This window comes from Seonamhaeicola sediminis, from assembly GCF_004358095.2.
GTDB lineage: Bacteria > Bacteroidota > Bacteroidia > Flavobacteriales > Flavobacteriaceae > Seonamhaeicola > Seonamhaeicola sediminis.
In genome coordinates, this window is sequence record NZ_SMZJ02000003.1 from 366,627 (window position 1) to 381,903 (window position 15,277).

13 protein-coding genes are annotated in these 15,277 nt (G+C 33.4%); 9 read left to right on the top strand and 4 right to left on the bottom strand.

The window, feature by feature from the left end; all coding sequences use genetic code 11:
- Positions 1-3: 3 nt before the first annotated feature.
- The 4 genes from E1J38_RS06165 to xrtF all read right to left on the bottom strand — a co-directional run bounded on the left by E1J38_RS06165 (position 4) and on the right by xrtF (position 3,950).
- Positions 4-2,400: a heavy metal translocating P-type ATPase gene (locus E1J38_RS06165; protein ID WP_133356298.1), complete on the bottom strand. Its 2,397-nt coding sequence runs from the start codon at positions 2,398-2,400 to the stop codon at positions 4-6.
- 99 nt (positions 2,401-2,499) lie between these two features.
- Positions 2,500-2,907: an HYC_CC_PP family protein gene (locus E1J38_RS06170; protein WP_133356332.1), complete on the bottom strand. Its 408-nt coding sequence runs from the start codon at positions 2,905-2,907 to the stop codon at positions 2,500-2,502.
- A gap of 70 nt (positions 2,908-2,977) precedes the next feature.
- The gene (locus tag E1J38_RS06175; RefSeq protein WP_133356299.1) at positions 2,978-3,406 is read right to left on the bottom strand and encodes an exosortase F system-associated membrane protein; all 429 of its coding nucleotides are present in this window, start codon (positions 3,404-3,406) and stop codon (positions 2,978-2,980) included.
- Entirely contained in the window at positions 3,399-3,950 is a 552-nt protein-coding gene (gene xrtF / locus E1J38_RS06180; RefSeq protein ID WP_255449795.1) for an exosortase family protein XrtF, read from the bottom strand. Before xrtF ends, E1J38_RS06175 begins: the two co-directional genes overlap by 8 nt.
- Before the next feature lie 72 nt (positions 3,951-4,022).
- Between xrtF and E1J38_RS06185 the strand changes: the two genes are divergently transcribed.
- The 9 genes from E1J38_RS06185 to E1J38_RS06225 all read left to right on the top strand — a co-directional run bounded on the left by E1J38_RS06185 (position 4,023) and on the right by E1J38_RS06225 (position 15,215).
- Complete coding sequence (locus E1J38_RS06185; protein ID WP_133356301.1) at positions 4,023-4,478, top strand: XrtF-associated fRMsr-like GAF protein; 456 nt, start codon at positions 4,023-4,025, stop codon at positions 4,476-4,478.
- A gap of 238 nt (positions 4,479-4,716) precedes the next feature.
- Positions 4,717-6,249 (top strand): bifunctional phosphoribosylaminoimidazolecarboxamide formyltransferase/IMP cyclohydrolase, encoded by a 1,533-nt coding sequence (purH, locus tag E1J38_RS06190; RefSeq protein WP_133356302.1) that lies wholly within the window; start codon positions 4,717-4,719, stop codon positions 6,247-6,249.
- A 159-nt stretch (positions 6,250-6,408) separates the two neighbouring features.
- Positions 6,409-7,437: a rod shape-determining protein gene (locus E1J38_RS06195; protein ID WP_133356303.1), complete on the top strand. Its 1,029-nt coding sequence runs from the start codon at positions 6,409-6,411 to the stop codon at positions 7,435-7,437.
- Positions 7,438-7,448: 11 nt separating this feature from the next.
- Positions 7,449-8,264, top strand: a complete 816-nt coding sequence (gene mreC / locus E1J38_RS06200; protein ID WP_133356304.1) for a rod shape-determining protein MreC — start codon at positions 7,449-7,451, stop codon at positions 8,262-8,264.
- Positions 8,257-8,763 carry a rod shape-determining protein MreD gene (gene mreD, locus E1J38_RS06205; protein ID WP_133356305.1) on the top strand — a complete coding sequence of 169 codons (507 nt, stop codon included), beginning with the start codon at positions 8,257-8,259 and terminating at the stop codon, positions 8,761-8,763. Before mreC ends, mreD begins: the two co-directional genes overlap by 8 nt.
- Positions 8,760-10,694: a penicillin-binding protein 2 gene (gene mrdA / locus E1J38_RS06210; RefSeq protein ID WP_133356306.1), complete on the top strand. Its 1,935-nt coding sequence runs from the start codon at positions 8,760-8,762 to the stop codon at positions 10,692-10,694. Before mreD ends, mrdA begins: the two co-directional genes overlap by 4 nt.
- On the top strand, positions 10,694-11,971 hold the full coding sequence (gene rodA, locus E1J38_RS06215) for a rod shape-determining protein RodA (protein ID WP_133356307.1): 1,278 nt from the start codon (positions 10,694-10,696) through the stop codon (positions 11,969-11,971). Before mrdA ends, rodA begins: the two co-directional genes overlap by 1 nt.
- Positions 11,972-12,004: 33 nt before the next feature.
- Complete coding sequence (gene def, locus E1J38_RS06220; protein ID WP_133356308.1) at positions 12,005-12,613, top strand: peptide deformylase; 609 nt, start codon at positions 12,005-12,007, stop codon at positions 12,611-12,613.
- A gap of 295 nt (positions 12,614-12,908) precedes the next feature.
- On the top strand, positions 12,909-15,215 hold the full coding sequence (locus E1J38_RS06225; protein ID WP_133356309.1) for a glycoside hydrolase family 78 protein: 2,307 nt from the start codon (positions 12,909-12,911) through the stop codon (positions 15,213-15,215).
- Positions 15,216-15,277: the final 62 nt, after the last annotated feature.

The following is a 15,277-nucleotide window of genomic DNA, read 5'->3' on the forward strand; positions in this document are numbered from 1 at the left end:
TTATTAATCAATGTTTATGTTTTTTAATCGCAAAGCATTTGATATGACTGATAGAGAACTAAAACTCATGGCTACTGCTGCAATCATAGGAGATAATAATATTCCAAAAAATGGAAACAAAATACCCGCTGCAATAGGCACTCCAATACTGTTGTAAAAAAGCGCAAAGAATAAATTTTGTTTGATATTCTTCATTACTTTTCCACTCAAATTGTGCGCTTTTACAATGCCATGTATATCACCCTTTACTAAAGTAATTTGTGCACTTTTAATAGCGACATCTGTTCCCGTTCCCATGGCAATACCTATGTTGCTTTTTGCTAATGCAGGTGCATCGTTAATACCATCGCCAGCCATTGCTACAAGCTTTCCTAGGCTTTGAAGTTTCTCAACTTCTCTTAGTTTGTCTTCGGGAAGTATTTCAGATTTATAATTGCTCAATCCCATTTCAGTGGCTACAGCTTTTGCAGTATCTTTATTGTCACCAGTAAGCATAATTACTTCGATACCCTTTTCTTGTAATATTGAAATGGCATTTTTACTACTTTCTTTGATTTTATCAGCAATAACAACATAACCAACAACTTCATTATCTACTGAAAGCATAGGCACTGTTTTGCCTAATTTTTGCTGTTCTGAAATAGCCATTTTTATATCTTCAGAAATTAAAATCTTGGAATCTTCCATGAGTTTTTCATTACCAAGCTTAACCTCTTTTCCGCCAATAGTGCCACTAACTCCTTTTCCTGTTATGGCATTGAAATTTTTAACCTCTAAAGTTTTAACATCCTTTTCCTTACCATAGTTTACCGTTGCATCAGCAATGGGATGTTCGCTTAACTTGTTTAATGAAGTAATATATTTAATAACCGTTTCTTCGCTAAAATCTTTATAAACACTTTTCATGATTTCAACAGAAGGTTTCCCCTCTGTAATGGTTCCCGTTTTGTCAATAATTAAAACATCAATTTTATTAAAATTTTCAAGGGCTTCGGCATTTTTAATCAGTACGCCAGATTTTGCGCCCTTACCAACACCAACCATAACAGATATTGGTGTAGCCAAACCCAATGCGCATGGACAAGCAATAATCAAGACCGCAATGGCATTTACTAGAGCATACACAAAGGACGGTTCTGGTCCGAAAAACTTCCATATTATAAATGTGATGATTGAGACAGATACCACAATAGGGACAAAATACCCCGATATTTTATCGGCCAATTTTTGAATGGGCGCTTTACTTTTGCTAGCATCGTTTACCATTTTTACAATTTGTGAAAGCAAGGTATCTTCACCAATATTTTTAGCTTTCATTAAAAAGGATTGTTTGCCATTTATAGTTCCTGCACTAACCTTATCATCAATACTTTTTGATACTGGCAAAGATTCACCAGTAATCATAGATTCATCTACCGAACTCTCACCATCTGTAATAATACCATCAACTGGGATTTTATCCCCAGGTTTAACACGAAGTAGATCACCTTTCTTTATGTCGTTAATTGAAATTTCGTTTTCTTCCCCATCAACAACTCTTATGGCTTTATTAGGTGCCAATTTGAGTAATTCCTTGACTGCAGAATTAGTTTTACTGTGGGCTTTAGCTTCCAACAATTGCCCCAACAAAACGAGCGTTAAAATGACGGTTGCGGCTTCAAAATAGACGTGTACTGTTCCGGTTTCGTTTTTAAATTCATTGGGCAATATATCTGGAAATAACATTCCAAAAACACTAAATAGCCAAGCAACACCAGCCCCCATTCCTATGAGGGTAAACATGTTTAAATTCCAAGTTTTTATAGATTTATAGGCACGCTCGAAAAACATCCAAGTGGTATAAAACACCACTGGAAGTGACAGTGCTAATTGTATCCAATTCCAATATTTTAAATCTAAAATATTATATAACGGATTGTTTGGAACCATTTCAGACATGGCTATTAAAAAAATTGGCAGTGTAAAAGTCACCGAAATCCAGAATTTTTCGAGGAGTTTCTTATAGGGTTTTGAATAGGAAGAATCATCACCATCTGAAGAATTCACTTCTTCAACTAAGTCCATTCCACAAACTGGACAATCACCGGGTTTACTATAAGTTTTATCGCCTTCACAGTGCATTGGGCAATAAAAAACACCTGTTCCTTCGCCTTGCTTTTCCTTTTTGTGGTGATGTGAATGCTTCTTTTTTTCTTCCCCAGGCAAATGAATACCATAATGGTCTCCCAAAGCCTTTTGAAATGTTTCAATAGCAATATTCTTTTCCATTTGTATAGAAGCTTCGGCTTTTCCTAAATCGACATTGGCATTTATGACACCTTCAATTTTATTGAGGGCATTCTCTACGTGCGACCGACAACCATTACATGTCATTCCTGTGACTGTATATGTTTTTTTCATAATAATTTAAATTTGATTAAAAATTCTTTTCCATGTCTAATTGGAATTATTAAGACATGGATTCCCATTTTCTGGAGAATAACAAAAGAAAATTATTAATCAAATCAAGAAAACTTGGTCTAAAACTAGAATATCCCTGACCAGGTTAGGTGGAGAGTAATCTTTGTGAGGGACTATTTTTTTTGGTTGCCCTTCAAAAAGATTTATGTATGAATATATAAATGAGGTAATAAATTGTTGTTGTTCAAAATCGAGCTCATTAAAAGTTTTTAAAAGTTCGTCTTGGCCTTCAACAATATTTATTTCATCTTTACAACAGGGTTTTTTTGTAATTTCGGATAAACCCATGTCTTCGGATTCCATTCCACATTTTTCAACTTGAGTAAAAACAGCAACATCTACCAAAACATCACCGCAAAAATGTTTTTCAATAGTAAAAGAGAGTGTTGAAAATAACACTAATGATGCCAAAAACACCGAAAAGCTTTTATGTAACAGTTTTTTTATCACAAAACAAAGTTACAAAATCTAGAGTTGCTCAGTCATTCTTTATAAAATCATTAACATTCAAACTTATTTAATTCTTAATCTTATGATAATAAAATGCTGGTATTAAAAGCAGTAAAAATATAGGTTGAATTAAAAATCTTCTAATATTAAAAAACAAATAATAATCATCTTGCTTTGGATTAATCACAAAATACAAATAAGCAGTCATTAATATAAAATAGGCAAAAGCATATATTAATAAAGAAAACTTAATTACACTCTTACTTCTAAAAAACACAAATAATATTGCTAATGAGATCATAGTGTTTAAAGCATATCTCAAAGTTGTAAAAAAAACTAGTTTAGCTACCTCACGTCTAGGGCTATCAATATATAGATAATCATTCTTAAAGAATGTCAAGTAGGGATCATAGAATAGCTCATTTTCAAATGCCCTAATTAAAATGAGCAACCCAAACAACACAAATAAAATTAAAAACTTTAAGGCTTTATTCATTTTTTTTCTTCTTTTTAGAAAATCCGTTTACCCAAATAAGCCAAAGTAAAAAAACTATACCATAAATAATTGCTGGAAAAACCACCGTATGTAAGATATGCTCTTTTTCAGGATAATGATATAAACCAATGCTTAAAACCACTATTCTAAACAAATTGACAACATAAATTATTACAGCTCCTGAAAATGCATATAAAATGGCCGCTTTTAATTTCCTTGAAAAAGCAATAATGAATGACGCAAACAAAATTATAACACTCAAAGAATTACAGCCTTCAATAATTCTAGCTAAATATTTATCATTCACAATTATCTTAATAGAAGGCTCATTGGAATGAGGAATCATTACAGTCTTATAACCAAAGTTGTTTAAAAGAATTTCGGTTTGTTGGGCAACCAAATTGGTAAAATAGTCGGGAAAATATTCCGTTCCAGTTGAAAATTGTAAATAAAATTTATGAGTTATTGTTAACACTCCATAAACTACAGAAAATGTTAGAATAAATATTACTACCGTCTTATATCTTAAAAGAAGTGCTTTCAAAAAAATAACATAAATCTCAATTTCGAAATTACACCTTTTTAAATACATTTGCTCAACTCTTCAAACTTAAATATGACTTTTGAACAATTAAAACCTCAGATTGACGCCATCACTTCTAATAAAACCCATGTTGATGAACGCCTGTTAGAGATTTGTAAGCTATTAGAAAAACATGTAGACCACTATAATTGGGTTGGTTTTTATTTTAGAAATGGCAATAAAGAAGAACTAAAATTGGGACCGTACGTTGGCGCCCCAACTGATCATACAATCATCCCTTTTGGAAAAGGTATTTGTGGACAGGTAGCTGTTAGCAACCAAAATTTTGTAGTGCCAGATGTGAATGCTCAAGATAACTATATTGCCTGTAGCATCACAGTTAAAGCCGAAATTGTGATCCCTATTTTTGTGAACGGAGCAAACATTGGACAGATTGATATTGACTCCAACACTCCAGATCCTTTTACTAAAGAAGATGAACGTTTTTTAGAGTTTGTTACCCAAAAAGTTTCTGAGATACTTTCATAAAATCCCAAGTACTGCTAAGATTTCTTTACAAAATTTATATTTCTCATTTTGGAATTTGAACGCTTTGTTAAGAACTTCAACTTTAGTTAAAAAAACACCATTATTTTCGCTTTGCTAAAGCTGTTATTTTGCTTTAAATAACTACTTTTGCACTTTATTACAAAACACAGTATTATCAACTAAAAAATAATCTTAAATACTCATCTTCAAAAGTATGAGTATTCAAAATCAAACAGGAATGAGCAACGAAAAAACTATCAAATCTGCCCTAATTTCGGTATTTAGTAAAGACGGTTTAGAACCTATTGTAAAAAAACTAAATGAGCAAGGTGTTACCATCTACTCTACTGGTGGTACAGAAAAGTTTATTAACGATTTAGGTATTGAGGTTGTTCCTGTGGAAGATGTTACTTCTTACCCATCTATACTTGGTGGACGTGTGAAGACATTACACCCCAAAGTATTTGGTGGTATTTTGAACAGACAAAATAATGATTCTGATGTTGCTGAATTAGCTGAATATGACATTCCGCAAATTGATGTTGTTATTGTTGATTTATATCCATTTGAAAAAACTGTTGCCTCTGGGGCAAGCAATCAAGCTATTATTGAAAAAATTGATATTGGTGGTATTTCGTTAATTAGAGCTGCTGCGAAAAATTATGCCGATGTGGTATGCGTTGCATCAGTTGATGATTATGCTGAATTTTTAGACTTAATTACAGAGAAAAACGGAACGCTTTCAGAAGAGGACAGAAAACGTTTTGCGACCAAAGCGTTTAATGTATCATCACATTATGATTCGGCTATTTTTAACTATTTTAATGTCAATCATGAAGTGGCAGCTTTAAAAGTTAGTGAAACAAAAGGTAAAGTATTGCGCTACGGTGAAAACCCACACCAAAAGGGGTTTTTCTTTGGGAACTTTGACGAATTATTCACAAAACTTAACGGTAAAGAATTAAGTTACAACAATTTGTTAGACGTTGATGCTGCGGTTAATTTAATGTTAGAATTCAAAGAAGACGCCCCTACTTTCGCAATTTTAAAACACAATAACGCATGCGGTTTAGCACAGCGCAACACCATCAAACAGGCTTATGTTGATGCTTTGGCAGGAGACCCTGTATCGGCTTTTGGAGGTGTTTTAATTAGTAATACTGAAATTGATTTAGCAACGGCTGAGGAAATACACAAGTTATTCTGTGAGGTAGTTATTGCACCGTCTTTTGCTGCCGATGCTTTAGATTTACTAAAAGGTAAAAAGAATAGAATTTTATTAGAAATTCATGATGTAGATATGCCTCCAATGAACGTAAGAACTTGTTTAAATGGGGTATTACTTCAAGAAAGAAATAACGTTACTGATAAAGCCGAAGACTTAAAAACCGTAACTAATTTAGCCCCAACAGCTGAACAAATTGAAGACTTATTATTCGCTTCCAAAATTTGCAAGCACACCAAATCTAATACCATTGTACTAGCAAAAAACAAACAACTATGTGCTAGTGGAACAGGACAAACAAGTCGTGTAGACGCTTTACAACAAGCCATTCATAAAGCAAATTCATTTAATTTTGATTTGAATGGAGCTGCTATGGCAAGTGATGCCTTTTTCCCATTTCCAGATTGTGTTGAGATTGCTAAAAATGCTGGGGTAACGTCTGTGATTCAACCAGGCGGATCTATTAAAGATCAATTAAGTATTGACTACTGTAATAAAAATGATTTGGCTATGGTTATGACAGGAACCCGTCATTTTAAACACTAAAAAGGTTGATTCCGAAGTCTAAAAACCGATAAAAGACGTATAACATTCATATGCTTAAAATTATAAGTATTTTAAGTGAGTCCTAAGTGTATATTTTTACCAACTTTTATTACATTTACAAGATTTCGATTACTAACCCAATTAAACCACTAAAAATACATGGGCTTTTTTGACTTCCTAACCGAAGAAATAGCAATAGATTTAGGGACAGCAAACACACTTATTATTCACAACGACAAAGTAGTTGTTGATGCGCCGTCAATTGTAGCAAGAGATAGAATTACTGGTAAAATAATTGCTGTTGGCCAAGAGGCAAATTTAATGCAAGGAAAAACCCATGAAAACATAAAAACCATTCGCCCTTTAAAAGACGGGGTTATTGCAGATTTTGATGCTTCAGAACAAATGATTAGTATGTTTATTAAAAACATACCTGCCTTAAAAAAGAAGTTCTTTACTCCGGCTCTTAGAATGGTAATTTGCATCCCCTCTGGGATTACAGAAGTAGAAATGCGAGCAGTTAAAGAAAGTGCCGAACGTGTTAATGGAAAAGAAGTTTACCTTATCCATGAACCTATGGCTGCAGCTATTGGTATTGGGGTTGATATTATGCAGCCTAAAGGAAATATGGTGGTTGATATAGGTGGAGGAACCACCGAAATTGCTGTTATTGCCCTTGGTGGTATTGTATGTGATAAATCTGTTAAAATTGCAGGTGATGTTTTTACAAACGATATTGTGTATTATATGCGTACCCAACACAACCTTTATGTTGGGGAGCGAACTGCTGAAAAAATAAAAATCCAAATTGGTGCAGCCACCGAAGATTTAGAACTCCCTCCTGAAGATATGAGTGTTCAAGGTCGTGATTTATTAACTGGTAAACCTAAACAAGTATCCATATCGTATAGAGAAATAGCCAAGGCTTTAGATAAGTCTATTTTACGTATTGAAGATGCTGTTATGGAAACCCTATCACAAACACCTCCTGAATTGGCTGCTGACATATACAATACCGGAATTTACTTAGCAGGTGGTGGTTCTATGTTGCGTGGTTTAGACAAACGTTTATCTCAAAAAACAGACCTTCCTGTTTATATAGCCGAAGACCCTTTACGTGCCGTTGTTAGAGGTACAGGTATCACACTTAAAAATCTATCTAAATACAAAAGTGTATTGATAAAATAGGAGCTTAAAGCATGCAGCAGATTATAAATTTTATAATTAGGAACAAAAATTTCCTATTGTTCTTGTTGCTATTTTTTATTGCCATTGTTTTTACCATACAATCTCACTCTTATCACAAAAGCAAATTCATTAATTCTGCTAATTTTATCAGTGGAGGGGTTTATAATTCTGTAAATAATATTAGTGAGTATTTTACTTTGAAATCTCAAAACCAGCTACTTTCAGAAGAAAACAACAGATTACGAGAGCTACTTTTCAATAGTAACATTAACACTAATTCAAACTATTTAGATTCTGTTTTACTTGAAAAATCTTATACGTTTTTCGCAGCCAAAGTCATAAAAAATAGTTACTCAGCTACTGACAATATTCTTTTAATAAACAAAGGAAAAAGTGATAGTATAAAACAAGATTTTGGGGTTATCACCACACAAGGAATAGTTGGCATTGTGGATAAATCTAGCTCTAGGTTTTCAACAGTAATTTCAATTTTAAATACTACAAATAGCAGTATTAGTGCTGGGTTAAAAAGAACTGCTCATTATGGATCTTTAAGATGGAACGGTAAAAACCCAGAATTAGTTCAGTTGATAGATATACCAATAAATGCCAAAGTAAATATAGGCGACACCATTGTTACTTCTGGGCAGTCTTCTATTTTTCCTAAAGGTATTCCCATTGGAGTCATTCAGGATTTTAAAAATGATGTAACTGAAAATTTTTATGATATAAATGTGAAACTGTTTAATGACATGACCAACTTAGAACACGTTTATATTATTGAAAATAAAAATAAAGAAGAAATAGACAACTTATTAAATGAATAGTGCTATTACAGGAAATATTATTCGGTTTATAGCATTGGTTTTAGTGCAGGTTATTATATTTAATCATATAAACTTTTACGGATACCTCAACCCCTATATTTATTTACTTTTCATCGCATTTTTTCCTGTAAAAGACAATAGAACCATACTAATCTTAACCAGTTTTTTTCTCGGGTTATCAATTGATATGTTTTTAGATTCTGGAGGTATTCATGCTGCGGCAAGTGTTTTTATAGCTTACATAAGACCTGTGCTTTTAAAATCATCTTTCGGATCAATGTACGAACACCAAACTATACGGTTTTCAGGAATTGATCTTGGCCCTAAAATTGTTTACATAACACTATTAGTTTTTGTACATCATCTCATTTTGTTTTCACTCGAAATTTTTAGCATATCTAAAATAATTTTTATCCTTCAAAAAACGTTATTCTCTAGTATATTTACTATTTTATTAAGTATAATCATATCTATTATTTTCAGTAAGAATACTAAATGAGACAATTTTTACTTTTTGGTTCAGTAATTCTTGTTGGGATTTTGTTCATTTCAAGATTATTTTATCTTCAAATTTATTCATCTGAAGGTCATAATCTATATGAAGATAATGCCATTAGAAAGGTATATGATTACCCAAAAAGAGGATTTGTTTATGACAGAAATGGCAATCTGCTAGTATCAAACCAACCTTCTTATGACGTTATGGTTATCCCACGAGAAGTGGAGCCGTTAGACACCTTAGAGTTTTGCAACCTTTTAAAAATTGATAAGGAAAAGTTTATCAAAACCTTCAATAGGGCTAGAAACTATTCACCAAGGTTACCCTCAGTTTTTGTATCGCATTTATCAAAGGAAGATTATGCGGTTTTACAGGAAAAAATGCGAAAATTTGAAGGTTTTTATATTCAAAAGCGCTCTCTCCGACATTATCAAAGATCCATTGGCGCAAACGTTTTAGGCGATATTGGTGAAGTTAATAGTCGCATTATCGAAAAGCAGCCCTATTATAAAATGGGTGATCTTATTGGAAAACAAGGTATAGAAGCTTCGTATGAAAAAACACTGAGAGGTACCAAAGGCATTAAATTCATTCAAAAAGATAGATTTAATAGAAATATTGGACCTTATAAAGATGGAATATTTGACACATTACCAAAACAAGGAAAAGATATTCACATTACCATTGATGCAACTTTGCAAGAGTACGGTGAGTTATTGATGAGAAATAAACGTGGTGGTGTTATTGCTATTGAACCATCATCTGGAGAAATTTTAGCTATGGTAGCAGCCCCAACTTACAATCCCAATATTTTAGCAGGAAGGGAACGCTCTAAAAACTTCACAAAGCTCTTTAACGATTCTATTGCTAAACCTCTTTTCAATAGAAGTTTACAGGGCGTTTATGAACCAGGATCACCATTTAAACTAATGAATGCTCTTATTGGGCTTCAGGAAGAGGTTATAACCCCTAGTGACAGGGTTACTTGTTATGCGGGTTACAAGTACGGAAATAGATTCATGAAATGTCATTGCTATATTGGCAAGCGTAATGATTTAATATCTGGTATTCAAGAATCTTGCAATGCTTATTTTGCTACCACATACAGAAAAATCTTAGATAAAAACAATGATGCGTCGGAAGGTATTGACCGCTGGAGTAATCATGCCAAAAGTTTTGGTTTGGGTAATTTTTTAAATAACGACTTATATGTTGGTCAAAAGGGAAGAATACCTGATAGAGACTATTATAAACATGTGTATCCCAGAACATTTTATTCTACATATACCATCTCCAATGCTATTGGGCAGGGTGAGGTAGCCACTACCCCTGTTCAGTTGGCAAATATGACTGCTGCTATTGCTAATAGAGGTTTTTATTACACGCCTCACATCATAAAATCTATTGAAGGTGAAGACATTCCTGAAAAGTTTACTGAGCGTAAATACACCACTATTAACAAGGAACATTTTAATCCAGTTATAGAAGGTATGCACCAAGTTTATAAAAACGGGACTGCTAAATGGCTTCAAGTTAAAGATATTGATATTTGTGGAAAAACTGGCACAGTTGAAAATTTTGCCATAATAGACAGTTTAAAAACCCAATTAACAGACCATTCAATTTTTGTAGCTTTTGCACCGAAAGACAACCCTAAAATAGCCATCTCTGTTTTTGTTGAAAATGGTTATTGGGGAAGTAGGTTTGCTGGTAAAGTTGCCAGTTTGATGATTGAAAAACATATTAAGGGCTATACAACTAGGAAAGATATGGAAGATTGGTTGCTGAGACATACCCTAGAAAACGAGTATGCAAAACCTTACTCAGGCAAACCTTTTAATATAAACGGTGAAACTCAATTTCAGCTTGTTGATGATAATGAATATGAACAGCTGAAAGAACATTTAAGAAAAATTGAAAGTCAGAATTAATGGTAAGAGAAACTAACAGGCATTTCCAGTTTGATTGGATTACCATTATCCTTTTCCTATTATTAGTTGGTTTTGGTTGGGTTAATATTTTGTCTGCTTCACACTCAGGAGATATCATCAACTATTTTGACATGTCTCAACCTTTTGGTAAACAAACCGTTTTTATTTTTCTAACATTTGCGTTAATCATTCTACTTCTAGCTATTGATGCCAAATTTTATGAGCGATTTTCTAGTATTATTTACATTGTTTCTATGCTCTCTTTGATTGGACTTTTTGTATTTGGAAAAAATGTAAATGGTGCCACTTCCTGGTATGCCATCGGAGGTATGACTTTACAACCTAGTGAATTTGCTAAGGCTGCTACTGCGTTGGCAGTTGCAAAGCATATAAGTGATTTAAATACTAACATAAATAACCTAAAAGATCAAATAAAAACCTTTATTATCATTATCATTCCGGCATTTTTGGTGCTACTCCAAAATGATACAGGAAGTACTATTGTTTATGGAGCATTTTTCTTTGTATTATATAGAGAAGGCTTACCTAAATACTACCTTACTATAGGAATATCAGTGATAATCATCGCTGTTTTAGCATTAAAATTTGGAGCTACAATAGCTTCTTCTATTATAGGTGTTTTGGTTTTTACGTATCATTTCTTTAACAAAAAAAAGATAACACTTTTTCAGTCATTTTTCGTTTTATTCCTATCCATTGGGATATCATTCGGTGTAAAATTCTTTTATGAATCTATTTTAAAACCACACCAGCAAGATAGAATTAGTTTGTGGTTACGTTTAGAAAAAGACCCTGTTAAACTGGAACAAATGAAACAGACCTTTGCCTACAATTTAAACGAATCTGAAAAGGCAATTAGTTCTGGAGGGTTTTCAGGAAGAGGCTTTATGGAAGGCGAAAGAACCACTGGAAAGTTTGTACCAGAACAACATACCGATTATATTTTTAGTACCGTTGGAGAAGAATGGGGGTTTTTAGGTTGCTCCTTAGTTGTAATCTTATTTGTATTACTTATTCTTAGAATTCTTCATCTAGCTGAATTACAAAAGTCACAATTCAGTAGAGTTTATGGGTATGGGGTTGCATCCATTATTTTTATTCATTTCCTAATAAACATTGGTATGGTAATGGGGTTAATCCCTACTATTGGTATCCCGCTGCCTATGTTTAGTTATGGTGGATCTGGTTTATGGGCATTTACTATTTTAATTTTTATATTTATTAAATTAGATTCTAACCGTATCAACGAATGGTAGGTTGACAAATTTATATTAGATTATCTCACTAGAATGAAAATATATCTTCTAATTTTTTCAGTAACATTTTTAATCGTTGGCTGTTCCAGTGCAAAGGGAAGTTTTTCTAAATTGGAATTTGATTTAATCTCTTCAGCAGATTCTCTAACTCCAATGCGAGTTTACAAAATTACCAACAAAAGAGATTCGCTTTCATTGAGAACTAAGAGTGGCTATATAAAACCGAATCCTGAAGATAAACTTCAACAGAAATTTATTAAGCGTTTATACGCTACTGTAAGAGACAGTATATCTTTAGGAGTTGGTATTGCAGCGCCTCAAGTGGGTATTTTAAAAAACATTATTTGGGTACAACGCTTTGACAAAGAAAACTTTCCGTTTGAAGTGTATCTGAATCCTAAAATTATAGAATACTCAAAAAAAACACAAACGGTTAGAGAAGGTTGCTTATCAATACCAGATAGAACAGACACCTTAAACTCGCGTTCTTACGCTATTAAAATTGAATATGACACGCAGAATGCCATACATAAAACAGAAACAATTGAAGGTTTTACATCAGTAATCTTTCAACATGAAATAGACCACCTAAACGGTATTTTATATTTAGATCACCTTGAGAGAGAATTGAATAAGCAATAACTTAAACAGCAAAATAATCCATAAATACCTTAAAATTGTCTATCTTATTTCTTCAACCACAAAGTATCTTTATAGCTTATTTTATATCTTATTTTCTAATAGGTCTGTGTTTTCTTTTATAAATACTTAATTCTGGTTTGAAAGAAAAATCCATATTAAGAAATATTAACTTTGTAAACCATATTAAAAAATTCGAGACATGAGACTCAATTAAGATATTGACAAAAAATATGATATTTGAAATAGTGAAATACTTCTAGAACAAAAAAATCACCAAACTAACTAATATAGAAATATGAAATTAATTACATTATGTTTACTCTGCCTATGTTCAATAGCTCAGGCCTTAGATGTAAAAGATTTAAAATGTGAATCTAAAACCAACCCCACAGGTATTACCAAGGCTAGACCAAGTTTTAGCTGGACTTATGTTGGAGACGATATAAGTACAGAACAGGGAGGTTTTAGAATTATGATGGCCACCAGTATAGAAAAACTAAAATATCCCGACTTATGGGATACTGGTCCAACTAGTAAATCTGAAACAGGTTCATATCAATACCTAGGAGAACCTCTAAAATCGGGTCAGAAAGTCTACTGGAAGGTTACAGTTTGGGGTAACAATAGAGGGGTAGCCCACAGTGAACCGGCATGGTTTGTAATGGGAGACATTGAAAATCCTGAAAAGCCTTTCCAACCACCAGTGTTTAATCAAAAGGATGGTGTAACTACAATCTATCTAAACCCTGAAGATGCGGGTAGAACATTTGAAGGTATTGGAGGTGTTAGTGCTGGAGCTTCAACAGATTTGCTATATGACTATCAGGACCCTTACCGTAGTCATATTCTAGATATTCTTTTTAAGCCTAAGTTTGGTGCAGCATTTCAGCACTTGAAAGTAGAAATGGGTGGCGGCGAAAATTCAACCTGTGGTTCTGAACCTTCTCATGCCATAACTCGTGAGGAATTAAAAAACCCTGTATCTCGCGGTTATGAGTTTTGGTTTATGAAAGAAGCTAAAAACAGAAATTCTAATATGATTTTAGAATACTTACCTTGGAGTTTTCCTGGGTATTTAAAACCAAATATTTTTACCAAAGAATCTGCTGAATACTTTGTTACTTTTTTAGATGTAGCTAAAAGAGATTGGGACTTAGATATTGACTGGGTAGCAGCAGCTGAAAATGAAAATTATACAGATAGAAATTGGCTTGTAAATGAAGTAAGACCTTTACTTGACGCTAAAGGTTATCAAAATGTAAAAATTCAAGGGCCCGATGATAATAGCGGTGATTGGCAAATATTTGAAGAGCTTGAAAAAGACCCTGAATTTGACAAGGTAATTGAAGCCGCTGGTTATCATTACGTAACCGGTCGAGAATTTAATGAAAATATGGTAGATGGCCGCGGCAGACCAACAACGGCTAAAGCAAAAGCCTCTGGCAAACCACTTTGGGCTAGTGAAGATTGGAGTTGGACAGGAATAGACTGGGGAGGAGCAGGAGCATTAAACCTTGCCCGTATTTACAATAAGTTTTATATACGAGATAAAATTACGAAAACCTTAATATGGGCTCCAATTGGTTCCATTTATAAATCAGTTACTTGGGATAAAGCAGGTGCTATGAAAGCTAATAGTCCCTGGAGTGGTTATTACGAAGTTTGGCCAACAATTTGGGCTACAGCACATACTACTCAATTTACACAACCTCTTACATGGAAATACCTAGATGAAGGCTGTGGACTATTTGATTCCAGTACATATAAAGGTAGTATCGTTTCTTTAAAAGATAAGAATAGTGAAAACTGGAGTATGATAATATGTACTGAAAACCCTGAAAAACTAGAAGTTAACATAAACAAAGGTCTTTCTAATGAAATTGTTCATGTATGGAAATCGAATGAAAGACAGCAGTTCGTTCAACAAAAAAGTATTATACCAGAAAATGGGAAATTTAGTATTGAGCTAGATCCCAAGTGTATTTATTCGTTAACCACTACTACAGGTCAACAAAAAGGACAATACAAAATCCCTGAAGAAAAGGCGTTTCCGTTTCCGTATAAAGAAGATTATGAAGACCGAAATGTTGGAGACCTTCCAAAGTATCATTCCGATCAAACAGGAAGTTTTGAAATTGCTAAAAAAGAAGATGGCACCAATTGTTTAAAACAAATAAACCCGGTGCAAGGTTACGATTGGATGCGTGTTTACCGTCGTTCAAACATTAAACCAAATACCTTAATAGGAGATGTTAACTGGAAAAACTTTACCTGTAGTGTAGATGTATTTATAGATGGTGGCAATGTAGAACTTGGTGGACGTGTGCAGGGGAGCTATCTTAAAGGCTATCGCCTGATGCTGGAGAAAAACGGTAACTGGAAGTTGGTTTTTGATAAAGAAACACTTGCCGAAGGGAAGGTTGAAAATTTTGATAGCAGTATATGGCACACTATAAAATTAAAGTTCCATAACAAAGAAATAGAGACTTTTATAGACGGAGCAGCGTTAACAAAAGTTACCCATCAAAGCAAAACGGGTTATGTTTTGCTAGGTAGTTCATATAATGGTAATTTATTTGATAATTTAGAAGTTAGTCCTTAAACGAAAGGTCTAACTTCTTTTATTACAATAGAAAACACCGTTTTTAAGGTATTTAAGTGGGG